Annotated in this window: 24 protein-coding genes and 2 tRNA genes; 5 read left to right on the top strand and 21 right to left on the bottom strand. The window is 59.2% G+C overall.

Translation table 11 applies throughout. The features are described 5' to 3' along the window. Position 1 precedes the first annotated feature (1 nt). The 12 genes from nuoL to LY631_RS07840 form a co-directional block, all read right to left on the bottom strand. Positions 2-1,987, bottom strand: coding sequence for an NADH-quinone oxidoreductase subunit L (gene nuoL / locus LY631_RS07785; RefSeq protein ID WP_274424644.1), 1,986 nt, complete (start codon positions 1,985-1,987; stop codon positions 2-4). A gap of 12 nt (positions 1,988-1,999) precedes the next feature. Then, entirely contained in the window at positions 2,000-2,308 is a 309-nt protein-coding gene (gene nuoK, locus LY631_RS07790) for an NADH-quinone oxidoreductase subunit NuoK (protein ID WP_159586338.1), read from the bottom strand. Positions 2,309-2,310: 2 nt separating this feature from the next. Continuing rightward, complete coding sequence (locus LY631_RS07795) at positions 2,311-2,925, bottom strand: NADH-quinone oxidoreductase subunit J (protein WP_274424645.1); 615 nt, start codon at positions 2,923-2,925, stop codon at positions 2,311-2,313. A 123-nt stretch (positions 2,926-3,048) separates the two neighbouring features. Beyond that, complete coding sequence (gene nuoI, locus LY631_RS07800) at positions 3,049-3,540, bottom strand: NADH-quinone oxidoreductase subunit NuoI (protein WP_274424646.1); 492 nt, start codon at positions 3,538-3,540, stop codon at positions 3,049-3,051. A gap of 43 nt (positions 3,541-3,583) precedes the next feature. Then, positions 3,584-4,627, bottom strand: a complete 1,044-nt coding sequence (gene nuoH / locus LY631_RS07805; RefSeq protein ID WP_274424647.1) for an NADH-quinone oxidoreductase subunit NuoH — start codon at positions 4,625-4,627, stop codon at positions 3,584-3,586. A gap of 10 nt (positions 4,628-4,637) precedes the next feature. After that, positions 4,638-6,719, bottom strand: a complete 2,082-nt coding sequence (gene nuoG / locus LY631_RS07810) for an NADH-quinone oxidoreductase subunit NuoG (protein WP_274424648.1) — start codon at positions 6,717-6,719, stop codon at positions 4,638-4,640. Positions 6,720-6,770: 51 nt separating this feature from the next. Further along, positions 6,771-8,075, bottom strand: coding sequence for an NADH-quinone oxidoreductase subunit NuoF (nuoF, locus tag LY631_RS07815; RefSeq protein ID WP_274424649.1), 1,305 nt, complete (start codon positions 8,073-8,075; stop codon positions 6,771-6,773). A gap of 10 nt (positions 8,076-8,085) precedes the next feature. Then, positions 8,086-9,105: an NADH-quinone oxidoreductase subunit NuoE gene (gene nuoE, locus LY631_RS07820; protein ID WP_274424651.1), complete on the bottom strand. Its 1,020-nt coding sequence runs from the start codon at positions 9,103-9,105 to the stop codon at positions 8,086-8,088. After that, positions 9,105-10,295, bottom strand: coding sequence for an NADH-quinone oxidoreductase subunit D (locus LY631_RS07825; protein WP_274424653.1), 1,191 nt, complete (start codon positions 10,293-10,295; stop codon positions 9,105-9,107). The genes nuoE and LY631_RS07825 overlap by 1 nt, the downstream gene beginning before the upstream one ends. 15 nt (positions 10,296-10,310) lie before the next feature. Continuing rightward, entirely contained in the window at positions 10,311-10,913 is a 603-nt protein-coding gene (locus tag LY631_RS07830) for an NADH-quinone oxidoreductase subunit C (protein WP_274424654.1), read from the bottom strand. Between the two features lie 9 nt (positions 10,914-10,922). Then, positions 10,923-11,495, bottom strand: a complete 573-nt coding sequence (locus LY631_RS07835) for a NuoB/complex I 20 kDa subunit family protein (protein WP_274424655.1) — start codon at positions 11,493-11,495, stop codon at positions 10,923-10,925. After that, the gene (locus LY631_RS07840; protein ID WP_274424657.1) at positions 11,486-11,851 is read right to left on the bottom strand and encodes an NADH-quinone oxidoreductase subunit A; all 366 of its coding nucleotides are present in this window, start codon (positions 11,849-11,851) and stop codon (positions 11,486-11,488) included. The genes LY631_RS07835 and LY631_RS07840 overlap by 10 nt, the downstream gene beginning before the upstream one ends. A 354-nt stretch (positions 11,852-12,205) precedes the next feature. On the opposite strand from LY631_RS07840, the gene LY631_RS07845 reads away from it, so the two are divergent. Continuing rightward, positions 12,206-13,423, top strand: a complete 1,218-nt coding sequence (locus tag LY631_RS07845) for a winged helix-turn-helix domain-containing protein (protein ID WP_274424659.1) — start codon at positions 12,206-12,208, stop codon at positions 13,421-13,423. Between the two features lie 82 nt (positions 13,424-13,505). Here the strand turns inward: LY631_RS07845 and LY631_RS07850 are convergent, their stop codons facing one another. Continuing rightward, on the bottom strand, positions 13,506-14,402 hold the full coding sequence (locus LY631_RS07850) for a Wzz/FepE/Etk N-terminal domain-containing protein (protein ID WP_274424660.1): 897 nt from the start codon (positions 14,400-14,402) through the stop codon (positions 13,506-13,508). Between the two features lie 259 nt (positions 14,403-14,661). Further along, positions 14,662-14,737 (bottom strand) — tRNA-Val (locus LY631_RS07855). A gap of 197 nt (positions 14,738-14,934) precedes the next feature. Between LY631_RS07855 and LY631_RS07860 the strand changes: the two genes are divergently transcribed. Continuing rightward, a tRNA-Asp gene (locus LY631_RS07860) sits at positions 14,935-15,011 on the top strand. A 144-nt stretch (positions 15,012-15,155) separates the two neighbouring features. On the opposite strand, the gene hupB is transcribed toward LY631_RS07860, so the two are convergent. From hupB to LY631_RS07895, 7 genes are all read right to left on the bottom strand, one after another. After that, on the bottom strand, positions 15,156-15,428 hold the full coding sequence (gene hupB / locus LY631_RS07865) for a DNA-binding protein HupB (protein ID WP_274424661.1): 273 nt from the start codon (positions 15,426-15,428) through the stop codon (positions 15,156-15,158). A 196-nt stretch (positions 15,429-15,624) separates the two neighbouring features. Next, the gene (gene lon, locus LY631_RS07870; RefSeq protein ID WP_274424662.1) at positions 15,625-18,039 is read right to left on the bottom strand and encodes an endopeptidase La; all 2,415 of its coding nucleotides are present in this window, start codon (positions 18,037-18,039) and stop codon (positions 15,625-15,627) included. Between the two features lie 238 nt (positions 18,040-18,277). Then, positions 18,278-19,552, bottom strand: coding sequence for an ATP-dependent Clp protease ATP-binding subunit ClpX (gene clpX / locus LY631_RS07875; RefSeq protein ID WP_274424663.1), 1,275 nt, complete (start codon positions 19,550-19,552; stop codon positions 18,278-18,280). Positions 19,553-19,821: 269 nt separating this feature from the next. Next, positions 19,822-20,454, bottom strand: a complete 633-nt coding sequence (locus LY631_RS07880; protein WP_274424664.1) for an ATP-dependent Clp protease proteolytic subunit — start codon at positions 20,452-20,454, stop codon at positions 19,822-19,824. A 271-nt stretch (positions 20,455-20,725) separates the two neighbouring features. Then, positions 20,726-21,454: an alpha/beta hydrolase family protein gene (locus LY631_RS07885; protein ID WP_274424665.1), complete on the bottom strand. Its 729-nt coding sequence runs from the start codon at positions 21,452-21,454 to the stop codon at positions 20,726-20,728. Then, complete coding sequence (locus LY631_RS07890) at positions 21,444-22,508, bottom strand: DUF3182 family protein (RefSeq protein ID WP_338000424.1); 1,065 nt, start codon at positions 22,506-22,508, stop codon at positions 21,444-21,446. Before LY631_RS07890 ends, LY631_RS07885 begins: the two co-directional genes overlap by 11 nt. A 258-nt stretch (positions 22,509-22,766) precedes the next feature. Further along, positions 22,767-22,997 (bottom strand): DUF378 domain-containing protein, encoded by a 231-nt coding sequence (locus LY631_RS07895; protein WP_274424666.1) that lies wholly within the window; start codon positions 22,995-22,997, stop codon positions 22,767-22,769. 196 nt (positions 22,998-23,193) lie between these two features. Here LY631_RS07895 and LY631_RS07900 point away from each other — a divergent pair, with 196 nt between their 5' ends. From LY631_RS07900 to LY631_RS07910, 3 genes are all read left to right on the top strand, one after another. Further along, positions 23,194-23,667, top strand: a complete 474-nt coding sequence (locus LY631_RS07900; RefSeq protein WP_274424668.1) for a c-type cytochrome — start codon at positions 23,194-23,196, stop codon at positions 23,665-23,667. A 396-nt stretch (positions 23,668-24,063) separates the two neighbouring features. After that, on the top strand, positions 24,064-24,207 hold the full coding sequence (locus tag LY631_RS07905; RefSeq protein WP_274424669.1) for a hypothetical protein: 144 nt from the start codon (positions 24,064-24,066) through the stop codon (positions 24,205-24,207). 402 nt (positions 24,208-24,609) lie between these two features. Further along, positions 24,610-25,671, top strand: a complete 1,062-nt coding sequence (locus LY631_RS07910) for a GGDEF domain-containing protein (protein ID WP_274424670.1) — start codon at positions 24,610-24,612, stop codon at positions 25,669-25,671. The last annotated feature ends 48 nt before the right edge of the window (positions 25,672-25,719 follow it).

The following is a 25,719-nucleotide window of genomic DNA, read 5'->3' on the forward strand; positions in this document are numbered from 1 at the left end:
TTCAGAACGAGCTCCCGAGCATCATCCAGGTCACAAGGGCTGCGATGCCGATCAGCATCGCAAAGGCGTAATGGTAGAGATAGCCGGTCTGCATCCGGACGACGCGGTTCGTCACGTCGACCACGCGAGCGGAAATGCCGTCCGGGCCGAAGCCGTCGATGAACCAGCCGTCACCCTTCTTCCACAGAAAGTGGCCAAGGCGCTTAGCCGGATTTACGAAGAGGAAGTCGTAGACCTCGTCGAAATACCACTTGTTGAGGAGGAAGGCATACAGTCCGCGATGCTGCCCCGCGAGCCGCTTAGGCGTTTCCGGCGAACGGATGTAGAAGTGCCAGGCAACTGCTAGGCCAAGCAGCATGGCCACGAAGGGCGAAAACGCCACCCAAAGCGGCACATGATGGAATTCTTCTAGGATCTCGTTGCCGGGTAGCGTGAAGAGCGCCCCCTTCCAGAACTGATCATAGTCGTGGCCGACGAAGTATTCATGGAACACCACGCCCGCGAAGATCGAGCCGGCTGCCAGCAGGAAGAGCGGCACGAGCATGACCATCGGCGATTCATGCACATGATGCATGACATCGGCGGAAGCCCGCGGCTTGCCATGAAAGGTCAAGAAGATGAGCCGCCACGAATAGAAGCTCGTGAAGATCGCCGCCACGACGAGCAGTGTAAAGGCAATCGGCGCCACGGCATTGTGTGCCATAAACGAGCCTTCGATGATCGCATCCTTGGAGAAGAAACCGGCCGTGCCGAGGATCGTACCCGGAATGCCCACGCCCGTCAGGGCCAGTGTGCCGATGATCATCATCCAGTAGGTCTTGGGGATATGCGTGCGTAGCCCGCCCATCTTACGCATGTCCTGCTCGTCGGAGACGGCATGAATGACCGAGCCGGCCCCCAGGAAGAGCAGCGCCTTGAAAAATGCGTGTGTGAAAAGATGGAAGATGGCCGCGCTATAAAATCCCGTGCCCAGCGCGACGAACATGTAGCCGAGCTGTGAGCAGGTCGAGTAGGCGATGACGCGCTTAATATCGTTCTGCACGAGCCCGACTGTAGCGGCGAAGAATGCGGTGAAGGCGCCGACCGCCGTCACGACCACCAGCGCCGTCGAGGACAGCTCGAAAATCGGCGACAGCCGCGCCACCATGAACACGCCCGCCGTCACCATGGTCGCGGCGTGGATGAGCGCCGAAACCGGTGTCGGACCTTCCATGGCATCCGGTAGCCAGGTGTGCAGCGGCACTTGTGCCGATTTACCCATCGCCCCCAGGAACAGAAGCAGGCAGACCACTGTCAGTGCCGCATGATTGTCGAGCGCGAACCCGAGAAACGTCAGCGCCGGTTGGGCAGCTTCGCTGCCCTCGCCCGGCATGAAATTGGCCGTATTGGCGAAGATGGTGTCGAGATTGACCGAACCGAACAGTACGAACAGGCCGAAGATGCCGAGCGCAAAGCCGAAGTCTCCGACACGGTTTACGATGAAGGCCTTCATGGCCGCGGCATTGGCCGACGGCTTCTTGTACCAGAAGCCGATCAGCAAATAGGAAGCCAGACCAACGCCTTCCCAGCCGAAGAACATCTGAACGAGGTTGTCCGACGTCACCAGCATGAGCATGGCGAAGGTGAACAGCGACAGATAGGCGAAGAAGCGCGGACGGTGCGGGTCGTGGTGCATGTATCCGATGGAATAGATGTGCACCAGCGCCGAGACCGAGTTGACGACCACCAGCATGACCACGGTCAATGTATCGATCCGGAGCGCCCAAGAGACGTCCAACGCGCCCGAGGAGATGAAGTGCAGCACGGGAATGGTGAAGGTCTCGCCACCGCCGAGCCCGACCGAGAAGAATGCGATCCAGGACAAAACGGCCGCAATCACGAGCAGGCCGGACGTGATGAACTCCGCCCCTTTCGCGCCGATGGCACGCCCGAAGAGCCCAGCAATCAGGAAGCCGACAAGCGGAAGAAATACGATCGCTTGATACATGAAGGTTCCCCTCTAGCCCTTCATCATGTTGATGTCTTCCACCGCGATAGAGCCGCGGTTTCGGAAGAAGACCACCAAGATGGCAAGGCCAATTGCGGCTTCGGCCGCAGCAACGGTGAGCACGAAGAGCGCGAAAACCTGGCCGACGAGATCCCCCAGAACTGCCGAGAAGGCGATGAAATTAAGGTTCACCGCGAGCAGAATCAGCTCGACCGACATCAGGATGATGATGACGTTTTTTCGGTTGAGAAAGATACCAAAGACGCCCAGCGTGAACAAAATCGCCGAGACGGTCAGATAGTGCGCGATGCCGACTTCCATCGTTAGATCCCCTCGCCCGTTTCGACCTTGCGGACCTCGATAGCCGTGGCCGGCGTGCGTGCCACCTGTTCGGAGATGTTCTGGCGCTTGATACCCTCCTTGTGGCGCAGCGTCAGCACAATGGCGCCGACCATCGCGACCAGGAGAATGAGGCCCGCAATCTGAAAGAAGAAAATGTATTGCGTATAGAGAATATCGCCGAGAGCCGCGGTGTTATGCCTGTCGGCGGGTATGGGCTGGGCAATGTCCGCCGCAACCTCGGGCGAGAAGACGTAGCCGCCGAGCACAACCACCAATTCAACTGCCAGGATGATGCCGACAGTAGCGCCAATGGGCGCATATTGCAGCGCGCCGCGCTTCAGCTCAACGAAATCCACATCCAGCATCATGACCACGAACAGGAAGAGCACCGCCACAGCGCCGACATAAACGATCAGCATGATCATCGCGAGGAACTCGGCACCGGTCAGAAGAAACAGCGCGGCCGAATTGAAGAAGGTAACGATCAGGTAAAGCACCGAATGAACGGGATTGCGCGCGGAAATGACCATAAAGGCCGCCGCGACCGTAACAAAGGCGAACAGGTAGAAGAATATCGCCCCAAGTCCTGTCAGCATCGATTCCCTCGGTACTTTCCCACGCCCGGAACAGGTGTCCCGATTGTTGTTGACTGCCGCCGGCAGCATTGTTGTTTGCGGGCGTCTTAAACGAGCGACCCGCCCTCGTCCACTCCCGCCGGATTATCGATACGGCGCATCCAAAGCGATATTACGGGCAAGCTCCCGCTCCCAGCGGTCACCATTTGCCAGGAGCTTCTCCTTGTCATAGTAGAGCTCCTCGCGCGTTTCCGTCGCAAACTCGAAATTCGGCCCCTCGACGATGGCATCGACCGGACAGGCCTCCTGGCAGAAACCGCAATAGATGCACTTCACCATGTCGATGTCGTACCGCACGGTACGGCGCGTGCCGTCGTTGCGGCGCGGCCCGGCCTCGATGGTAATCGCCTGCGCCGGACAGATCGCCTCGCAGAGCTTGCATGCGATGCAGCGCTCCTCACCATTAGGATAACGGCGCAGCGCGTGTTCACCACGGAAACGGGGGCCGATCGGCCCTTTTTCGTGCGGATAGTTCAGCGTCGCCTTCGGCGCGAAAAACTGCCGCATCGAGAGGACAACGGCACCGACGAATTCCCTGAGGAGCAAGGATTTCGCAGCTTGTGCGAGAACTGACATGGTCATTCTCCGGCAAAAATGGTCGAGCGCGTCAACGGCATGATCACACCAGACCTGTGAATTTCAGGAACGCCGCCGTCGCCACGACCATGAAGAGCGAAATCGGAAGGAAAACCTTCCAGCCAAGACGCATGAGTTGATCGTAGCGGTAGCGTGGCACGAACGCCTTCACCAGCGCGAACATGAAGAACATCGCCACGAGTTTCAGCGCAAACCAGATAACGCCCGGCACCCAGGTAAACGGTGCGAAATCGAAGGGCGGCAGCCATCCTCCCAGAAAAAGGACGGTGGACAGCGCGCACATCAGAACGATCGCCACATACTCACCGAGGAAGAAGAGAAGGAACGGCGTCGAGGAATACTCGATCATGTGGCCAGCCACGAGCTCCGACTCGGCCTCGACGAGATCGAAAGGCGGGCGGTTCGTCTCCGCGAGCGCGGAGATGAAGAAGACGATGAACATGGGGAACAGCGCCAGCCAGTGCCAATCGAGGAAACTGTTGGGCAGGCCCACCATCGTGCCAATACCGGTCTGCTGCGACAGCACGATATCGGTCAGGTTGAGCGAGCCGACTGCCAGCAGAACCGTGACGATAACGAAGCCGATGGAGACCTCGTACGAAACCATCTGTGCCGCCGAGCGCAAGGCGCCGAGGAACGGATATTTCGAGTTGGACGCCCAGCCGGCCATGATGACGCCATAGACCTCGAGAGAAGCAATGGCGAAAACATAGAGAATGCCGACATTGATGTTGGCGATCGCCCACCCTTCATTGACCGGAATGACCGCCCAGGCGGCAATCGCCAGAACGGCCGCCACAACCGGGGCTATAAGGAAAACCCCCTTGTTCGCGCCGGAGGGGATGACCGGCTCCTTGAACACGAACTTCAAAAGATCGGCAAAAGGCTGCAACAGCCCCCAGGGGCCGACGACATTCGGGCCGCGACGCAGTTGAACGGCTGCCCAGACCTTGCGGTCGGCATAGAGCAGGAACGCCACGCTGATCAGCAGTATGACGATCAACAGGGCCGACTGGAGGACGACCAAGAGCCCAGGAAGCACATAGATATTGATAAATGATTCCATGGTTCCGTCTCTATTCCGCCGCCTGTTTCAGTTCGCCGCATGCTAGCGCTGAGCATTCGGCCATAATGGCAGAGGCCCGCGCGATTGGGTTGGTCAGGTAGAAATCCCCAACGGGCGAAGCGAAAACCGCCTTGTCGAGCACGCCTTCCAGCTTGGCCAGTCCCGACACATCAGCCGGATTGCCGGGCTCAACGGAGTCCACCGCCGCCAGGTGCGAATGTTCCGCATAAAGCTTTGCACGCAGTGCTGCAAGCGAGTCGAAAGGAAGCTTGTGACCAAGGACGTCAGAAAGGGCACGCAGGATCGCCCAGTCCTCCTTCGCGTCGCCGGGCGCAAAGCCGGCACGGGAGGTCATCTGGACACGCCCTTCCGTATTCACATAGGTCGCGGACTTTTCCGTATAGGCGGCCGCGGGTAGGATGACGTCGGCGCGGTGCGCGCCGGCATCGCCGTGGGTCCCGATATAAACGGTGAAGGCGTCGCCGATTGCGTTCATGTCGACTTCATCGGCTCCGAGCAGGAAGAGCACATCCATCGCGCCCATCATGCCGGCGACATCCTTTCCGCCCTCGCCTGGTACAAAGCCGATATCCAGGCCGCCCACGCGCGCCGCAGCCGTGTGCAGGACGGCGAAACCGTTCCATTCATCCGAAACCGCACCCACGGCAGTGGCGAGCTTCGCTGCCTGCCCGATCACGGCACGGCCGTCGGGCCGGGCCAGCGCCCCCTGCCCCACGATGATCATCGGACGCTTTGCCTTCTTCAGCACGGAGACGAACTTGCCCTTGCCGCCAGCCAGTTCGGCAAGCGTTTCGGGGCCGGCGCCCAGGTGCTGGTAATCATAACGCAGATCGGTAGGCTCGCCGATGACTCCGATGGGAAACTCGCCCATGCGCCAGCGCTTGCGAATGCGCGCGTTGAGCACAGACGCTTCAAAGCGCGGATTGGCGCCGACGATGATCAGCGCATCGGCTTCCTCGATGCCCTCGATCGTGGGATTAAAAAGGTAGCTTGCGCGTCCGAGAGCGGGGTCGAGCGCCGTCCCGTCCTGCCGGCAGTCGATGTTCGGGGAGCCGAGCGACTGCATCAGGCCCTTGAGCGCATACATTTCCTCGACGCCCGCGAGATCACCAGCAATCGCGCCGATCTTCTCCGGCGCTGTTTTTGCAAGCTTCTTCTTGATGGCCTCGAACGCTTCCGGCCAGCTCGCCGGCTGGAGGCGCTTTCCCTTGCGCACATAGGGCCGGTCGAGGCGCTGCGTGCGCAGCCCGTCCCAGACGAAGCGGGTCTTGTCCGAAATCCACTCCTCGTTCACTGCCTCGTTGACGCGGGGCAGGATGCGCATGACCTCACGGCCGCGCGCATCGACGCGGATGGCCGAGCCCACGGCGTCCATGACGTCGATGGACTGCGTCTTGGAAAGCTCCCACGGGCGCGCCTGGAAGGCATAGGGCTTGGACGTCAGAGCGCCAACAGGGCAAAGATCGATGACATTGCCCTGGAGCTCGGAGGTCATCGCCTCTTCCAGATAGGTCGTGATCTCCATGTCCTCGCCGCGCCCGGTAGCGCCGAGCTCGGAAACGCCGCCGACCTCGGTTGAGAAACGCACACAGCGCGTGCAGTGAATGCAGCGCGTCATGATCGTCTTGACCAACGGGCCGATATACTTGTCCTCTACGGCGCGCTTGTTCTCGTGATAGCGCGAGGAATCGACGCCGTAAGCCATCGCCTGGTCCTGCAAGTCGCACTCGCCGCCCTGATCGCAGATCGGGCAGTCGAGCGGATGATTGATCAGCAGGAACTCCATCACGCCTTCGCGCGCCTTCTTCACCATCGGGGTCTTCGTGAAGATCTCCGGCGGCTCGCCTTCGGGACCGGGACGCAGATCACGCACGCCCATGGCACAGGAGGCGGCCGGCTTGGGCGGCCCGCCCTTCACCTCCACCAAGCACATGCGACAATTGCCGGCAACGGAGAGGCGCTCATGGAAGCAGAAGCGCGGAATCTCCGCTCCCGCCTCCTCGGCAGCCTGCAGCAGCGTGTAGTGATCGGGAACCTCGATCTCCGTGCCGTCGACTTTCAACTTTGCCATTATCGCCGTCCGCTAACTATCTGCTCACACGAGCAAAAACCGTTTTCTTCCCTACTCAGCCGCCACCAGCGCGGGCTCCGCGCGATGGGCGTTGAGAGTAAATTCGTCGATGCGCCGCTCGATCTCCGGGCGGAAATGCCGGACCAGTCCCTGGATCGGCCAGGCGGCCGCATCGCCCAAGGCGCAGATCGTGTGGCCTTCCACCTGCTTCGTCACGTCAAGCAGCATATCGATCTCATGCTTGTGTGCCTCGCCGCGCACCAAGCGCTCCATCACACGCCACATCCAGCCTGTGCCCTCGCGGCATGGCGTGCACTGGCCGCAGCTTTCGTGCTTGTAGAAGTAGGACAGGCGCGCAATCGCCTTCACGATGTCTGTGGATTTGTCCATCACGATCACTGCGGCAGTACCGAGACCCGACTTTAAATCCCGGAGCGAATCAAAATCCATCGGCGCATCGATGATCTGATCGGCCGGCACCAACGGCACCGAGGAACCACCGGGGATGACGGCCAGGAGATTGTCCCAACCGCCGCGAATGCCGCCACAATGGCGTTCGATGAGCTCGCGGAAGGGGATCGACATCTCCTCTTCCACCGTGCACGGGTTCTCCACGTGCCCGGAAATGCAGAAGAGCTTCGTCCCCGCATTGTTCTCGCGACCGAAAGATGTGAACCAGGATGCACCGCGGCGCAGGATCGTGGGAGCGACTGCGATCGATTCCACGTTGTTGACTGTCGTCGGACAGCCGTAAAGGCCGACATTGGCGGGGAACGGTGGCTTCAGGCGCGGCTGTCCCTTCTTGCCTTCCAAGCTCTCCAACAGGGCCGTTTCCTCACCGCAGATATAGGCGCCGGCGCCGTGGTGGAGAATAATTTCGAAATCCCAGCCATTCTTGTTGTCTTTGCCGATCAGGCCTGCCTCGTAGCATTCGTCGATCGCGGCCTGCAGCGCCTCGCGCTCGCGGACGAACTCGCCGCGTATGTAGATGTAGGCCGCATGCGCGCCCATAGCGAAGCCCGCGACGAGACAACCTTCTAGCAGCGTGTGCGGATCGTGACGCATGATGTCGCGATCCTTACAGGTGCCCGGCTCCGATTCATCAGCGTTAACGACGAGATAGTGCGGCCGGTCGCCTGGCTCCTTCGGCATGAAGGACCATTTCAGGCCGGTCGGGAAGCCCGCACCGCCGCGCCCACGCAGGCCGGAGGCCTTCATCTCGTTGAGTATCCAATCCCGCCCCTTCTCCAGGAGACCTTTCGTGCCGTCCCAGTGGCCGCGCGCCATCGCGCCCTTCAATGAACGGTCGAAGCGGCCATAGATGTTCGTGAAGATGCGATCCTTGTCCTGAAGCATCTCTATCTCCTCAGCGCGGCTTCTTCTGCGTGCCGCGTCGTGATTTCGCAGCCGGCCTCTCACTTTCGACCGGCGTCTCGGGACCAGGCTGCGTTTCCTTGCTGGCCTTCGCTTTCTTCAATTGCGGCGACCGCAGCTCCGGCTCTTCGGATTTCGGCCGGTCGCTGTGCGTGCGTGTGCGCTCGGTCTGCTCTGTCTCTTCGGCAGGCCGATCCGCCTGGGTATCGTTTTCCTTCGGCGCTTCGGCGCTGGCGCTTTTCTCGTCAGCGCCGGATGCTTTAACCGGCGAAGGCGATTTGACCGCTTTGCTCGTCTCCATAGCTCCCGTTTTCGGCTTGCCGGCACGGGAGGGGGGAATCATCGTTCCCGCCGTCTCATCACCCGCGGACTGAGCGCTCTGCGGCTGTTTCAGGATCGCGTTTTCATCGGTGAGCGTGGTGAATCCAGAGGCCGGCGCCGAAGTGTAGCGGTCGACCTGCGGTCCAGGCTCGATGCTGTCGCCCTTATCCGCCTCGAATGCATCGATGATCTCTTCCAGGCGTTCAGGAGTCAGATCCTCGTAGGTATCCTTGAAGATCATCACCATCGGTGCGTTAACACAAGCGCCCTGGCACTCCACTTCTTCCCAGGACAGCGTGCCTGCGCCATTCGTCTTGAATGGCTCCGGGCCGATCTTCTTCTTGCACACATCGATCAGGTCCCCTGCCCCACGCAGCATGCAGGGCGTGGTGCCGCAGACCTGTACGTGTGCCTTGGTTCCCACCGGCTCAAGCTGGAACTGCGTATAGAAGGTGGCAACCTCGAGCACGCGAATCAGCGGCATGTCCAGCATCTCAGCAACGTGCTCGACGGCCGCCCGCGTCACCCAGCCGTCCTGATCCTGCGCCCGCATGAGAAGCGGGATGACAGCCGAATACTGGCGCCCTTTCGGATACTTCTTGATCGTCTCCTTTGCCCAGGCCTTGTTCTCCCTGGTGAAGGCAAAGCCCGAGGGCTGGATAGCTTCGTCTGCGAGACGGCGAACTGACATTATCTGTCTACCTCACCAAACACGATATCGAGGGAGCCGAGCACGGCGGCAACGTCGGCCAGAAGATGCCCGCGGCACAGGAAATCCATAGCCTGTAGATGAGCAAAGCCCGGCGCACGGAGCTTGCAGCGGTATGGCATGTTCGTACCATCGGAGATGAGATAGACGCCGAACTCGCCCTTGGGCGCCTCGACGGCAGCATAAACCTCGCCGGCCGGCACGTGATAGCCCTCTGTATAAAGCTTGAAGTGGTGAATGAGCGCTTCCATCGAGCGCTTCATGGCACCGCGCTTTGGTGGCACGACCTTGCCGTCCTCATTGGAAACAGGCCCGACGCGCTCCTTGCCAAGAAGACGTTCCACGCATTGGCGCATAATCTTTGCGGACTGACGCATCTCCTCCATGCGAAGGAGATAACGGTCGTAATTGTCGCCGTTCTTGCCGATCGGAATGTCGAAATCCATTTCCGGGTAGCATTCATACGGCTGACTCTTGCGCAAGTCCCAGGCCGCGCCCGAGCCACGCACCATCACCCCGGAAAAGCCCCAAGCCCAGGCATCCTCCAGTGAAACCTTAGCAATATCGACATTGCGCTGCTTGAAGATCCGGTTTTCCGTCAGAAGCTCGTCAAGATCGTTCAGCGTCTTATGGAACGGATCGATCCACTTGCCGATGTCTTCCACCAGTTTCTCAGGCAAGTCCTGATGAACGCCGCCGGGGCGGAAATAGGCCGCGTGCATTCGGGAACCGGAAGCCCGCTCGTAGAAGACCATCAGCTTCTCGCGTTCCTCGAAGCCCCAGAGCGGTGGCGTGAGCGCGCCGACGTCCATGGCCTGTGTGGTCACGTTCAGGAGATGGTTCAGAATGCGGCTGATCTCGGAATAGAGCACGCGAATGAGTTGCCCACGGATCGGCACATCGAGATCGAGCAGCTTCTCAACCGCCAGCGCAAAAGCGTGCTCCTGATTCATCGGCGCGACATAGTCGAGCCGGTCGAAATAAGGAATCGCCTGCAAATACGTCTTGTGCTCGATCAGCTTTTCCGTCCCGCGGTGAAGCAGGCCGATGTGTGGATCAACACGCTCGACGACCTCGCCATCGAGCTCGAGCACAAGGCGCAAAACGCCGTGCGCGGCCGGATGCTGCGGGCCGAAATTGATGTTGAAGTTGCGGACGGAAGTCTCAGGCACGTGACACCTTCCTGATCACTGCTTGGCCTTTTCGTCCCCGGGCAGCACATAGTCCGTGCCTTCCCAGGGCGAGAGGAAGTCGAAATTTCTGAACTCCTGGCGCAGATTTACCGGCTCGTAGATAACCCGCTTCGACTCGTCGTCGTAACGCACCTCGACAAAGCCCGTCAGCGGGAAGTCCTTCCTGAGCGGATGACCTTCGAACCCATAGTCCGTCAGAATACGCCGCAGATCCGGATGCTCGGTAAAAAGCACGCCGTACAAATCATAGATCTCGCGTTCGTACCAATCGGCCGCCGGGAAGACCTCCACGACCGAGGGCACGGGCGTGTCCTCATCCGTCGAAAGCTTGACGCGGACACGCTGGTTCTGGCGCGGGGAGAGCAGGTGATAGACGACCTCGAAACGCTTGTCGCGCGCGGGGTAGTCGACGCCCGAAATGTCGATGAACGCGAAGAACTGGCATTGAACGTCGTTCTTCAGGAAGTTCAGAACGTCGATGATGTCGCCAGATTCCACGAACAGCGTCAGTTCGCCGTACGCAACCATCGCGTCTTGAATCTGCGCGTCGAGCTTTTCCGTAATGTAGGCTGCAAGATCCTTCAGCGCTTCACTCATACCCCACCCCTAGCGCTCGATGGTGCCGGTCCGGCGAATCTTCTTCTGCAGAAGAAGAATGCCGTAGAGCAATGCCTCGGCGGTCGGCGGACAGCCGGGCACATAGATGTCAACGGGCACGATGCGGTCGCAGCCGCGCACCACCGAGTAGGAATAGTGATAATAACCGCCGCCATTGGCGCAGGAGCCCATGGAGATGACGTAACGGGGCTCCGGCATCTGGTCGTAGACCTTGCGGAGCGCCGGCGCCATCTTATTGGTGAGCGTGCCGGCAACGATCATGATGTCCGACTGACGCGGCGAGGCGCGCGGCGCAACGCCGAAACGCTCACTATCATACCGCGGCATGGAGGTCTGCATCATCTCCACCGCGCAACAGGCAAGCCCGAACGTCATGAACATGAGCGAGCCGGTGCGCGCCCATGTGATCAGTGCATCGGACGATGTGACGAGGAATCCCTTATCCGTCAACTCATCGCTGATCGAATTGAAAAACGGATCGTTCTCCCCCACGGGATTGCCCGTCTTGGGGTCCACAATGCCGCGAGGTTTGGGCGCAACCAGGGTATTATTCAATCCCATTCCAGCGCTCCCTTCTTCCATTCATAGATGAAGCCGATCGTTAGCACGCCCAGGAAGATCATCATCGACCAGAAGCCCAGCCAGCCGATTTCTCCGAAAGAGACTGCCCAAGGGAAGAGAAAGGCCACCTCAAGATCGAAGATGATGAAAAGGATGGCCACCAGATAAAAGCGTACATCGAACTTCATCCGGGCATCGTCGAATGCGTTGAACCCGCATTCGTATGCTGACAGCTTCTCCGGATCCGGATTGCGGTAAGCGACCACGAAGGGCGCGATCACCAGCACCAGACACAACCCTAGGGCCACGCCGAGGAAGATGATGATAGGAAGATATGAACTCAAAAGATCGTTCATTGCTCGACTTTCCGTTGCCCGCTGATGCGAGGCTCCGTACTGGGCGCGTTGCGATTTGTGATACGCTCGCCCCCGCAGCGCGGCAAGCCCATGTTGCGACGCGGCGAGGGTTAGCGCAGGCAGTCAGGGGACGCAAGTCAAACCTTGTCGATTATGCCCCGGTCTCGCGACCATAAACCGCCTCCCCCGTAGGGTACCGACCCTCATGTAAGATCAAGAGGGCGTTGATTTAAGACCGTAGGTTCTTGTTCGGAAGAAACTGTCAGGAGTCTGCGCCGTCACGAGCGCATTCGGGTGGTTTGCCCGCGTCTCAGCCTGTAATTTCCGACCGCAAAATCGAAGAAGGACATGTTGATGGCGAATGAGCGACTGACACGCAAGCAGGTGCGGCGAATCGTCCTTGCCGCGCAGGGCTTCACCCGACGACCACCGGCCGGTGTTGTGGAAAGACGGCATATAGCCCGGGTCCTTGATCACATAAACCTATTTCAGATCGACTCGGTGAATGTCGCCGTTCGCGCGCACTACATGCCGCTTTTCTCCAGACTCGGCCCCTACCCTTGCAAAACTCTGGACAGGGCATCCGCGCGCAAGCCGCGGGCTCTTTTCGAATATTGGGCGCATGAGGCCTCGCTGCTACCCGTGGAAACACAACCTCTCCTTCGCTGGCGCATGGAACGGGCGGCCGAGGGCAAGGGGATCTATGGCGGGCTTGCACGATTCGGACAGGAGCGGCGTGATTTCATCAAAACGGTTTTGGCCGAGGTGGCCAGTCACGGGCCGCTGGCCGCCGCCGACATTGACGGCCATAAGGGTACTTCTGGATGGTGGGAGTGGAGTGATGCCAAACGCGCGCTGGAGTGGCTGTTCTGGGCCGGGCAGATCACCACCCATTCGCGCCGACCAAGTTTCGAGCGCCTTTACGATCTGCCTGAACGCGTACTTCCGGAGGCGGTTCTGTCCACGCCGACCCCAACGCCGGAGGATGCGCAGCGGGCACTTGTGGAAAAAGCAGCCCGGGCTTTGGGAGTGGCTACGGCAAGCGACTTGCGCGACTATTTCCGCCTGTCCCCGGAGGATTGCCGTCCCCGCATCGAGGAACTGATCGAGGCCGGGACGCTCCTTCCCGTCACCGTCAAGGGTTGGACACAACAGGCCTATATGCATCGTGACGCGAAGCTGCCCCGGAAGGTCGAGGCGCGCGCTCTGCTCGCTCCTTTCGACCCACTGATTTGGGAGCGCTCACGCACTGAACGGCTGTTCGATTTCTACTATCGCATCGAGATCTACACGCCGGCGGAGAAGCGTATCTATGGCTACTATGTTTTCCCCTTCCTGCTCGGGGAACAACTGGTTGCGCGCGTCGACCTCAAGGCGGACCGCCAGAATGGTGTTTTGCGTGTTCAGTCGGCTCATGCCGAGCCCGAAGCCCCGCCGGAGACCGCCACCGAATTGCTGCAAGAATTGAGAAAAATGGCACAGTGGCTGGGACTAGGAGCGGTCGATATCTGCCCGGCGGGCGACCTGGGATCGAGGCTGATGGCTGCAGGCGACGCGAAAATCGAGGTATAAAACACTATGACAGGATCAACGCCGTCGTGCCGGCTTCATGGCTCCCAGTTCCGTACGCGACGCCCCACGCGGTGCCGTATCGTCAGGAAGTCTTCTGTGGTTCAGGAATCTTGCGGAAGCGGAAAGCGTTTCTGATCCGCTCAATTTTTTCCGAGTCCTGCGGGTTCCGGCTCGCGTTACGCAATCCTGAGTAAATCAGCACGCCGACGAGTGTCAGGAAGCCAGCCGCCATTGCCGCCAAGAGCGCAATCATTCGCGCACGGTTTGCCATCGGTGCATCGGCCAGCGTGGGTTCTTGTATGATATCCGATTCGGAGACGGAGCCTGCCAGCGCCATCCGGGTGGTAAAGATCTCCCGCTCATTGCTTGCGATATCGTTGATCAAGGCAACCAGCGAGCTTCCGATCTCGCTCGTGAACACCACCGTGCCACCTGAGCCGCCATCCGTTGCGTTTTCATAGTACTCGTTGACACGGTTCAGGCTGGCGCTCAGTTCGGATTGGGTGCGCTCAAGCGTCTGAAGTCTGTTCTCAAGCGCTGCTCGCGCATTTCCGCGCGGCACGGAACTCGCGATGAGCGCCTCCACAAGCCCATTTAGCAAACGATTGGCTGCGTCCGGAGAACGGTCAACGATGCTGACCCGATAGTAATCGACCTCATTCATCTTTTCGACGGTCATGTTCCTGGAGAGCGCACCGCGCGCTTCCGTCAAGCGCCCGTCGAACCTTTGAAGCCACCCCGATTCTCTGATGGCCGGATCGATCACTCTAGCACTCTGCAGCAGGGCGGCTTCACCCGCCGAAATCTGGAGAATCGCGCTGGATTCATAACGATCACTTTGGAAAAATTGCAGCCCGACAAAAGCGGCGGCGCCGACGAGAACCGGGACGACCAACAGCAATACCCAGAACTGAGCAATTGCCGCCGCAATATCCAAAAGACTGATCTCGTTATCAGACTCGGGCAAGGGTTCAGTCATCAGGTCTCACTTACATCGCTGACAGTTTGTTACACGCATAATGCCTCCCGATAGCCACCGCAAGCGCTCGTCACCGGTTTTACAGACGCCAACGCTGGACCTAAACTTCGATAGCTACGTCCCAGCATCCACCTTTTCAGGTCTCCTAGGATGAAACATCATTTCAGCGCAATATGGCGGATTGGAGGAGCAAGATCGACGGATGGGGAAATGCCTGCCAGCCGAACCTCTAACAAGACGATCACGACCGGCGAAGAAATGGTGGGCGATGAGAGACTCGAACTCCCGACATCTTCGGTGTAAACGAAGCGCTCTACCAGCTGAGCTAATCGCCCTCCGAATGGCTTTTTGCCATTGCGTTTCAGCCCGTCCGTTTAGGCGGTTCACGCTTTCTGCGCAAGAAGAAATAACCCCGGAAACACATATCTCGCTCCGGTGTGGATTCTTGGGCGACAAAGCCTCCATGCCTGCTTGACAGCTTGGCTGGAACCGCCTAAGTGACCGCCACGATGTCGAAACGACGACATCAAGCGCGGGTGTAGCTCAGCTGGTTAGAGTGCCGGCCTGTCACGCCGGAGGTCGCGGGTTCGAGCCCCGTCACTCGCGCCATTCTTCTCTCAACAGATAAAATTTTCGACATGCCGATGCGTTGTCTTGCGCAACAGCAATGGCCAGCGCGCGCAAATTCGTCTTAACGAAGAAAAGGCCAGGAAGCTTTCCCGGCCTTTTCAATTCGGTTCATTGGACGAGAGATCAGTTGATCGCGTCTTTCAGCCCCTTGCCGGCAGAGAACTTCGGCACGTTGCGTGCCGGGATCTGAACCTCTGCCCCCGTCTGCGGGTTGCGGCCCGTCGACGCCTCGCGCCGCGAAACGCTGAAATTGCCGAAGCCGATCAGCCGCACGTCGCCCCCCTTTTTGAGTTCGTCGGTGATCGTCGCAAAAAGCGCATCGACAGCCGACTGAGCGTCACCCTTGGAAAGGCTGGCCTTCTCAGCAACGGCGGAAACTAGCTCATTCTTGTTCATAAATGAATAACCCCTTCCTGTGTGTGGCCGGAAGAGCGACTCAACCGGCAAGGTCGGCAGTGTATGAAGAAGTAAATAGCTGACCAAGTATGAAATGCGCTGAAACCGGGGAAAAACGCGGGTTTTTGGCCATTCTTCATACAAAAAGGGCCGGCCCCGGAGGGCCGACCCCATTCAATCGGTATTTATGCGCCTATCAGTGGGCGACGGTCTGGTTCGCCGCTTCGTCAGAGACATCCACGGCGGTCGGCGCCGTGACCGGCTCGACCCATTCTATCGGCTCTGGCTGGCGCACCAGAGCGTACTGCAGCACCTCGCCGACGCGGCTGACCGGCACGATTTCCAGGGCGTTCTTCACGTTCTCCGGAATATCCGCCAGATCCTTGGCATTCTCTTCCGGAATCAGCACCTTCTTGATGCCTCCGCGAAGTGCGGCCAGAAGCTTCTCCTTCAAGCCGCCGATGGGCAGAACCCGTCCGCGCAGGGTAACTTCGCCGGTCATGGCGACCTCCTTGCGCACCGGGATTCCCGTCATCACCGAGACGATCGACGTGACCATGGCGATACCAGCCGACGGACCATCCTTAGGTGTCGCACCTTCCGGCACGTGCACGTGGATGTCCTTCTTGTCGAAGACTGGCGGCTCGATTCCGAAATCGACGGCCCGCGAGCGGACATAGGATGCCGCGGCGGAAATCGACTCCTTCATCACATCCCGCAGGTTACCGGTCACGGTCATCTTGCCCTTGCCGGGCATCATGACACCTTCGACAGTGAGCAACTCACCGCCAACTTCGGTCCACGCCAGCCCGGTCGTAACACCGATCTGGTCCTCACCCTCGGCCTCGCCGAAGCGGAAGCGCTGGACACCGAGATAGTCGGGCAGGTTGTCCTTGGTAACCTCGACACTCTTGGTGCCGGTTTTGACAATCTCCGTGACCGCCTTGCGCGCCAGTTTCATCAGCTCGCGCTCAAGGTTACGCACGCCGGCTTCCCGCGTATAGGTGCGGATGACCAACTGCAGCGCTTCGTCGGTGACGGAGAACTCCTCTTCCTTCAGGGCGTGCTCACGCACTGCCTTGGGAAGGAGGTGCCGCTTTGCGATCTCGACCTTCTCATCTTCGGTGTAACCGGCGATCCGGATGATCTCCATCCGGTCCATCAGGGCCGGCGGAATGTTCAACGTATTCGCCGTGGTCACGAACATCACGCTCGACAGGTCGTATTCGACCTCAAGGTAGTGGTCCATGAAGGTCGAATTCTGCTCCGGATCGAGCACCTCGAGAAGGGCCGAAGACGGGTCACCACGGAAGTCCATGCCCATTTTGTCGATCTCATCGAGCAGGAAGAGCGGATTGGACTTCTTGGCCTTCTTCATCGACTGGATGACCTTGCCGGGCATCGAGCCGATATAGGTGCGGCGGTGGCCGCGGATCTCGGCCTCGTCGCGTACGCCGCCAAGCGCCATGCGCACGAACTCACGGCCCGTAGCGCGGGCGATCGACTTGCCGAGCGAGGTCTTACCGACACCGGGAGGGCCGACAAGGCACAAAATCGGCCCCTTCAACTTCTTCTGCCGGCTCTGCACGGCCAGGTACTCGACGATGCGCTCCTTGACCTTTTCCAGGCCGAAGTGATCGATATCCAGCACCTCCTGAGCATGACCGATGTCATGGCGCACCCGGCTGTTCTTCTTCCACGGAATGGACAGAAGCCAGTCCAGGTAATTGCGCACCACCGTGGCCTCGGCCGACATGGGTGACATCGTCTGGAGCTTCTTGAATTCAGCTTCCGCCTTCTCGCGCGCTTCCTTCGAGAGCTTCGTCTTCTTGATGCGCTCCTCGAGTTCGGCGTTCTCGTTGCGGCCGTCCTCGCCCTCGCCCAGCTCCTTCTGGATCGCCTTCATCTGCTCGTTGAGATAGTACTCGCGCTGAGTCTTCTCCATCTGCCGCTTGACGCGGGAGCGGATGCGCTTTTCCACCTGCAGCACGGAGATCTCGGCCTCCATGAACCCCATGGCCTTTTCCAGGCGCTCACGCACAGAGAGCGTGGCCAGCATTTCCTGCTTCTCGGGAATCTTGGTGGCCAGATGCGAGGCTACCGTGTCGGCCAGCTTCGAATAATCCTCGATTTGGCTGGTTGCGTTCACGACCTCGGGCGAAATCTTCTTGTTGAGCTTTACGTAGTTCTCGAAGTCGCCGACGACGGATCGCGCCAGCGCCTCTATCTCAACCTGATCCTCTTCCGGATCATGCAGAATCTCTGCCCGCGCCTCGTGGTAATCTTCACGCTCGGTGAAGCCGGCAAGACGCGCGCGCGAAGCGCCCTCGACCAGCACCTTCACGGTGCCGTCCGGGAGCTTGAGGAGTTGCAAAACGTTAGCCAGCGTGCCGACATCGTAGATCCCGCTTGGGTCGGGATCGTCGTCGGCCGCATTCATCTGGGTCGCCAGCAGAACCTGCTTCTCGGCGCCCATCACCTCTTCCAGAGCCTTGATCGACTTTTCACGCCCGACGAAGAGCGGCACAATCATGTGGGGAAAGACCACGATGTCCCGCAAGGGCAGCACCGGAAAAAGCGTTTCACCGGATGTTTTTGTGACTTCAGTCATTTTTCAGCCTTTCAAGCCGCGGCCGCGAAAAAGCCGACCGCAGTTGTTACCGTCTAGGGGCGGCGTCCCGCCCCGGAAGGGCTTGCCTTGCAACACCGATCCTGGGGAATGAAACCCTCGCCACCAACTGCCCTCTAGGTGGCGACGGGTCACCCCGATATCAACCCCATCGGGGTGACAATCGGCCCCCTATACAAACTGCTTTGCCACCGCCCCGGCGTGTTGAAAGCAACCCGGATCACGCGCTGACGCTGTCCTTCTCGCTTTCACGCTCGGAGTAAATGTAGAGGGGCCGCGCATTGCCAGCGACGACGTCCTCGGAGATCACAACCTCCTGAACACCCTCCAGCGCGGGCAACTCGAACATCGTCTCCAGCAGTATGGCCTCCATGATGGACCGCAGGCCGCGCGCGCCGGTCTTGCGCTCAATGGCCTTCAGAGCGATTGCCCGCAACGCGTTCTCATGGAAGGTCAGTTCCACGTCCTCCATCTCGAAGAGCCGCTGATACTGCTTGACCAGCGCGTTCTTCGGCTCACTCAGGATTTCGATCAGCGCCTCCTCATCGAGATCTTCCAGCGTAGCCAGAACTGGCAGGCGGCCGACAAACTCAGGAATGAGACCGAACTTCAGAAGGTCTTCCGGCTCAACCTGGCTCAACAGTTCGCCCATGCGCCGGTCCTCCGGACGGGCGACGTCGGCGCTGAAGCCGATGGAGGTGTTGCGGCCGCGGTCGGAGATAATCTTCTCCAGCCCGGCGAATGCGCCACCGCAGATGAACAGGATATTGGACGTGTCCACCTGCAGGAATTCCTGCTGCGGATGCTTGCGCCCGCCCTGGGGCGGCACGGAGGCGACCGTGCCTTCCATGATCTTCAGCAGAGCCTGTTGTACGCCCTCGCCCGACACGTCCCTCGTGATCGAGGGATTGTCCGACTTGCGCGATACCTTGTCGATTTCATCGATATAGACAATGCCCCGCTGAGCACGCTCGACGTTATAGTCGGCCGACTGCAGAAGCTTCAGAATGATATTTTCCACATCCTCGCCGACATAGCCGGCTTCCGTCAGCGTCGTCGCGTCGGCCATGGTAAAGGGCACATCAATGATGCGCGCCAGCGTCTCGGCCAGCAGCGTCTTGCCGCAACCGGTCGGGCCGATCAGCAGGATGTTGGACTTGGCCAACTCGACTTCCTGGTTTTTACCCGCATGGGCCAAGCGCTTGTAATGGTTATGCACGGCCACGGACAACACCCGCTTGGCGTACCTCTGGCCGATCACATAATCATCAAGGATGCCGAGGATCTCCTGCGGAGTCGGTACACCCTCGCGGGATTTCACCATCGAGGACCTGTTTTCCTCGCGGATGATATCCATACACAGCTCAACGCATTCATCGCAGATGAACACGGTAGGCCCCGCAATCAGCTTGCGGACCTCATGCTGGCTCTTGCCACAGAACGAGCAGTACAGCGTGTTCTTGGAGTCACCACCGCCGTTGCCGATCTTGCTCATTTCTCATGTCCTTTCAGTACCACCGGCTCCCCTTTACGCGGAAGCTGCAGGGAGTGAAACGACGGCGCTCGCCAACCGTTGCCTCACGTTTTTCCATCTCCGAACGAACCATAAATCGGAAAGCCCGGCAACAACTCAATCCCGTACACGCTAAGGCACCCAAATCAACATAGGCTTAACCTAGGCCGTTGCCAGCGGTTAGGGAACAGGAAATCGTGGCAGAATCGATGCAAATCTGCGCGACCCTGCCGTGATTGAGTGTTTGTTGATTACAAACCGGTCTGCTTCTCGATCGCTTCGCGCGTCGATATGACATTGTCCACAAGGCCGAAGTCCTTGGCCTCATCGGCAGACATGAAGTGATCGCGATCCAGGGTTCGTTCGATCGTATCGTAGTCCTGACCTGTATGTTGGACATAAACCTCGTTCAAGCGCCGCTTCAGCTTGATGATGTCCTGGGCGTGACGCTCAATGTCCGAGGCTTGCCCCTGGAAGCCGCCGGAGGGCTGATGCACCATGATGCGCGAATTCGGCGTGGTAAAGCGCATGCCTTTGGCACCAGCGCACAGAAGCAGCGACCCCATGGAAGCCGCCTGCCCTACGCACAACGTGGAAACCGGCGGCTGAACGAACTGCATCGTGTCGTAAATCGCCATACCGCTCGTTACCACGCCGCCCGGCGAGTTGATGTATAGGGCGATTTCCTTTTTCGGGTTTTCCGCTTCCAGATAGAGAAGCTGTGCGCAAACCAGCGAGGCCATGCCGTCCTCAACCGGGCCGGTGATAAAGATGATGCGTTCTTTGAGGAGGCGTGAAAAAATATCATAGGCGCGTTCGCCGCGATTTGTCTGCTCGACAACCATCGGGACGAGGTTCATCGCGGTTTCAACAGGGTTGCTCATAGAAACGCCTTTCAGTTCGGAAGCTTGCGCCAAAAGATTAGGTTCGCTAGCAGCAGATTCGCTTTCCGTCGATATAAGGTGCACACTCCCGCCTGCGCAAGGCCGGGTTTCACAAGGCGCCGCCTCAGTTAACGCGAATAGCCGCGAAATGAGAACCGAGAAGCTGTTAGGGAATCGATTGACGATCGCCCAAGAGAAACGCCGCGCCACCGCGACACCTATTACTTCCATGGTATGGAGCGGCTGACCTGCCATTGGTAAGCGATGCAAATTACCGTGCGCCGAAGATCATTTCGCGGAGCCAGAAGGAAAGCAGCTGATCGTAAGCTCTGCGGCTGGCCTCGCTCGAGAGTGCATGGTCCGCGCCGGAGATAACCCGGTAAGTGACCGAGTGCGCCCGGACAAATGACGAGAGATAGCTGGCAATCGTGGGGTGGGGGACGATCTCGTCATACTCTGATTCAACGATAAGGACATCTCCAGTAAACCGGCTGCAGTGCCGCAAGGCCAGATTGCTGTCGGGCGTGACCAATGAACGCCTGTAGGCGGCGAGATCCTCTTTGTCGAGTTGCGCCTTTGGCAGACCCCAATCGTCATCGCGGTAGAGTGCCGGCACACGCAAAGCCAACCAGCGCACCGGGCGCTGCGCCAAGGCAATGCCGGCGAGGTAGCCGCCATAGCTGCTGCCCACCACAGCAATGGACGAAGGATCGACCTGCGGCTGCTTGGCCAGAGTGTCGTATGCCTCGCAGACATCGTGAAGGTGATCTTCCCGGGTCATTTCCTGAATATCGTTGGACGAACCGCCATGCCCGCGAAGATCAAAGGTGAGACTGATAAAGCCGAACTGCGAAAGTGCCCTCGCCCGAGCCGTGTCCCTCTCCTGGCTGCCGGCCCAGCCGTGAACGAACAGGACGCCTGGAACGCCCGTCCGCGGCTCCACCAGACGGGCCGAAATCGAGTCCTTTCCAACAGGAAATGCCAATGGCTTAACGCGCAATAGTTTCCTCCACAAATGCGCATTTGAGCAAGGGACCGACCTCCGGGTCATCACCCTGAAAGCAGATCAAGGCACCCTCGGGCACGCTCTGCTCGTCTCCGTATATCTCGGCGGATCGGGCACGAACGGCTCTCGCGTCAGGATCTTTAACGAGAACTTCCGCGGCAACAAGTTCCGCTCCCGTTGCACCCCCGACGCGCCGGGACTGGTCGATGATTCCCATTCTCAAAGCGCCGTCGTGCGCCCGGCCGCAGGCAACGTCATAGTTGCGGCGCGAGGCGATCAACCCCGGCAGATACTCGTCCACGAGGTCATCGAAGCCGGCGGCGTAGCGGACTGCCTGAAGCATTTCCTCCGGCAGGATATCGGCAGGCAGGTTGTCGTACCCGCCCAGCACCGCAGTCAGTTCCGAGCCGCCATAGGCCGGACCGCCCGTATTGTCCTCGGTCAGAAACTGGGTTCCGCAGTAACTGACCGTGCACCTCGGCAAACGCGACTGGCCGACAGTATAGGTATCCACATCAGAAAGATTGGCCTCGATTACGAACCCGTTCTCCGGAGCGTTGACGGCAGAAAGCTGCGAGACAGTGTTGGGAAGCGCCTGGATATCCGTCACAACCATCTGTCCATGGCCTCCCTTGCCGTAAACCGGCTTCAGCCGGACCGGTCCTTCCAAGAGAAGATCCTGGCCTCCGGCGACGGTATCAGCCGCTGAAAAGGCTGATGCTCCGGGAAGCACGTATTCTTCCGCCATTGCAGCCAGCTTCTGAGGCCATCCAGGGGGCGCCGACGCTTCCGGAGAAACAAGCGGGTGCAAAATCGCCTTGGTGGCCATATAGGCCTCCGGCACCCAGCCGCCCAGGATATCGCCCTCACCGGCAATCTGGAAACGTGGTACGCTGTCCGTTCCGCAGAGAGTGTCTCTCGGAATCAGATAGCACGACTCATCCAGTCTGGCGCTCTCGCACTCTCCACCGTATTCAAAGCCTAGCAGATGGCCAATCGCCGCGCCAGGACCTGGTGGGCGGCCGTTTCGTGACCGTTCTGCATACAGCCGTGAGTGAACACAACCCGCCTTTTGGGCGTAATACTACTGCCCGATCCTGTCATTCCGCGCCTTTTCGGTTGCGTGAGAGCGTTGAACAGACCGAAATAGGGGATTGTTCCGTGTAATGTCGGCCAGATTTCCGCAATAAGGCTAGCGGCGGGACACTACATCACGTGTCTCGCCGCTCGAATAAGCACGCGCTGAATACGCCCGACTGACAAAAATCGCACCATCACCCGCTGTCTGCCAGCCGGGCGATCAGAGTTAGTGCGTATGGCGCTCGGCGGCTACTTCGCCTTCGGAAAAGCTCCGAACCAGCGGCATGAGCTGCCAGAGCGCCGAAAGGCCGACAAGGATGTAGATCAACCGCGAGATTACGGACTCCTGCCCGCCAAAGATGGCCGCCACAAGATCAAATTGAAATGCGCCGACCAAGCCCCAGTTAATCCCACCGATGATAACCAGCACCAACGTTATCAGATTCATCGCACGCATGGCTTTCCTCCACACTGAAGGTTTACACTTTCTAAACGCCGATCGGGGCAGTCCGTTCCCGCATTCGGTGCGGCCTCTCAAGATCGAGGGGTGTTCGGGAAAGTTTAGCCCTCCAACCGGAACAATTCGGCAAAAGCGCAGGTTTGGCCGCCGAAGAACGGACGCGGCGGACGCGACCGTGCAGTTGGAGGAAATTATGAAACGCATATTGCTGATCACAGCAGGATTGCCGGCAACTCTCGCGCTTGGGGCTACCGCCTTTGCGCAAGATGGCGACCAGGTTTCGGAAGGTGAGACACTGTTCCAGCAGCTATGCCAGCAATGCCACAGCCTTGAAGAAGGCCAGAACGGTTTGGGACCGCATCTGAACAACATAGTCGGCCGCGAAGCGGCGGCGGTGGACGATTTCGACTACTCGGAGGCGATGGAAGAATCGGATATCACCTGGACACCCGACAACATCGACCAGTTCATCGCCGATCCGCAGGCGTTTATCCCGGGCAACCGGATGCCCTTCACTGGAATGCCCGACGAAGACGAGCGCACGGCAGTGGTCGCGTTTCTGGAAGATATCTCGGAGTCCGACGGGGAATCCGATGCCGGATCCGAGGGCGCCGCGCCAAACGACTCGCCGACGTCTCCAGAAGCCGGAGAACCGGACGACACGTAGCGCGACGAATAAAATTCCCCATTAATCCGACCAACCAAAGGGGAGCAGCCACCGAGCGATGGATCTCGCCATAGCATACTCGTTATGATTGTATTTTTCTTGATTTCAACCTTTACGTTGAGTGATAAACATTCCCGGCACTTGGCGAGATGGGCATGTGATGGGGGCACGACGGATATGGCGTTGCGATGGCTGCGGGGACGAACGCCCCCTCCGCAAGATCGATGAATGGCGCATCGTTCAACTTTCGATCGCACCTGCGAACGGCCCTCCCCTGCTTTGTGCGGACTATGAGCTCTGTCCGACATGCCAGACGCGGCTGCTCGGCGTCTCGGATCCGCATAATTGGCAGCGAGCAGCTTCTCACCCGAAGAGAATAGGCCGCCAGGATCTGAAATGAGAAGTTGCCCCTCGGGGCATGTTCGCACCCCGCTGACCGAGGCGCTGAAGAAGACCATCCACGTTTCGACCCGCCCGTTGGCAGGCGAGGTTTTGGAGTTCGTCGAGGTTGCCCGATTTTCGCAGAGCGCATTCTTTTGACGTCAGGTACATCGGCAGTCTACGGCGAAGCTCCTGGCCTAAAGGGGCTTTGAGCCCCACGGGCTACGATTCGCTGGGTCTGCTGTGCACGGGGACATTCTCGATAGGCCTTACCTCGCCCGTGCCATTGAGCATTATCGGTGTAAGGCATCATAAGTTAGCCGGCATTCAGGTTCCGTTCACATTGTATACCGTATCAGCCCAACACGCCATGATTGAGACATAACCGCGCCACGATCGGGACAAATAGGGACGGGCCGCGCCGGGACAATGCAACTCGATTTTCCCACCCTCTACGTCATCATTTTTCTAAATTCGCTCAGCCTTATCGTGGTCTGGGCGGCCATAGTCGTGGTCTATAAATCCTTTATCGCGGCGCGATACTGGCTCGCCTCCATGCTGATGAGCGGCACCGGCGGCGTCTTGCTGGCGATTGACAGTTCAGGTCCTCCGGCTGCCTCCACCTTTGTCGGCATGTGGCTCATTGGAACCGGCTTTTGTTTTGTGTGGCAGGGCGTAAGGGTATTTTACGGCAAGCAGCCGCTTTGGAATGTCCTCGCTTTTATCGTTGCGATAAGCGCGATCTGCGTAGCAATGTTCGAGGACCGTCGCGCGCAGAACGTGGTTTATGCGAGCATTCAGATCGTTCCCATTGCGCTGGCAATGTTGACCCTCTTTTTTGCTCGCCCTCGACAGTTGGGCGCGCTGGTGGCTGCCGGCGCCATCTTCATTGCTTTTGCTGGTCACGCCGGCGAGATCGGAACAAATCTCGCACGGCTGGCGGGGTACATGAGTACTGAAAGATACTATGATTTCGCGGCCTGGTTCCTGGTTGCGGCCATCATCGGAGGCAGCATTTGGAATCTCGGGTTTCTGCTCATGGCGATCGATCATCTGCGGGCGGATCTCGCTACTCTTGCAAGCAAGGACGATCTCACGAGACTGCCGAACCGGCGCGGATTCCGCGAAAGGGCACGTTTATACGAGAGAACGGGCCGGCAAAGGAGGACGGGAGCCGCCGTCATGATGATCGATCTCGATAACTTCAAGACGATCAATGATCAGTATGGACACGCCGCCGGGGATGCATGTCTGGTGCATATGGTGTCGATCGCTGACAGCATGCGACGCAGAAGCGACTTTCTGGCCCGTTTAAGCGGCGACGAATTTTGCCTGCTGTTGCCTGATACCAATGTTCAGCAAGCGGCGGCGATGGCGGAGAGGCTGACAAGGGCCGTCGCTTCCTCGCCCCTTGAATGGAGGGGTCATCTCATCTCATTGTCGATCAGCGTGGGTCTGAGTGAATGGCGGCCCGATACAGATGACGAGATCAGCGACGCTCTCATTGATGCCGATGCGGCACTCTACTGGACCAAAAGCGCAGGGCGAAACGGCTATACGATATACGCCGGTGAGGAAGGCCCTAGTGTGAACGGCGGCGGCTCTATCAAGACCAGAGCGTAAACTGCTTCGCTTGAAGGGCGCAGATCGTTCACGTTAAAATCTCCTGGT

The organism is Chelativorans sp. YIM 93263, from assembly GCF_028767125.1.
Taxonomy (GTDB): Bacteria; Pseudomonadota; Alphaproteobacteria; order Rhizobiales; family Rhizobiaceae; genus Chelativorans.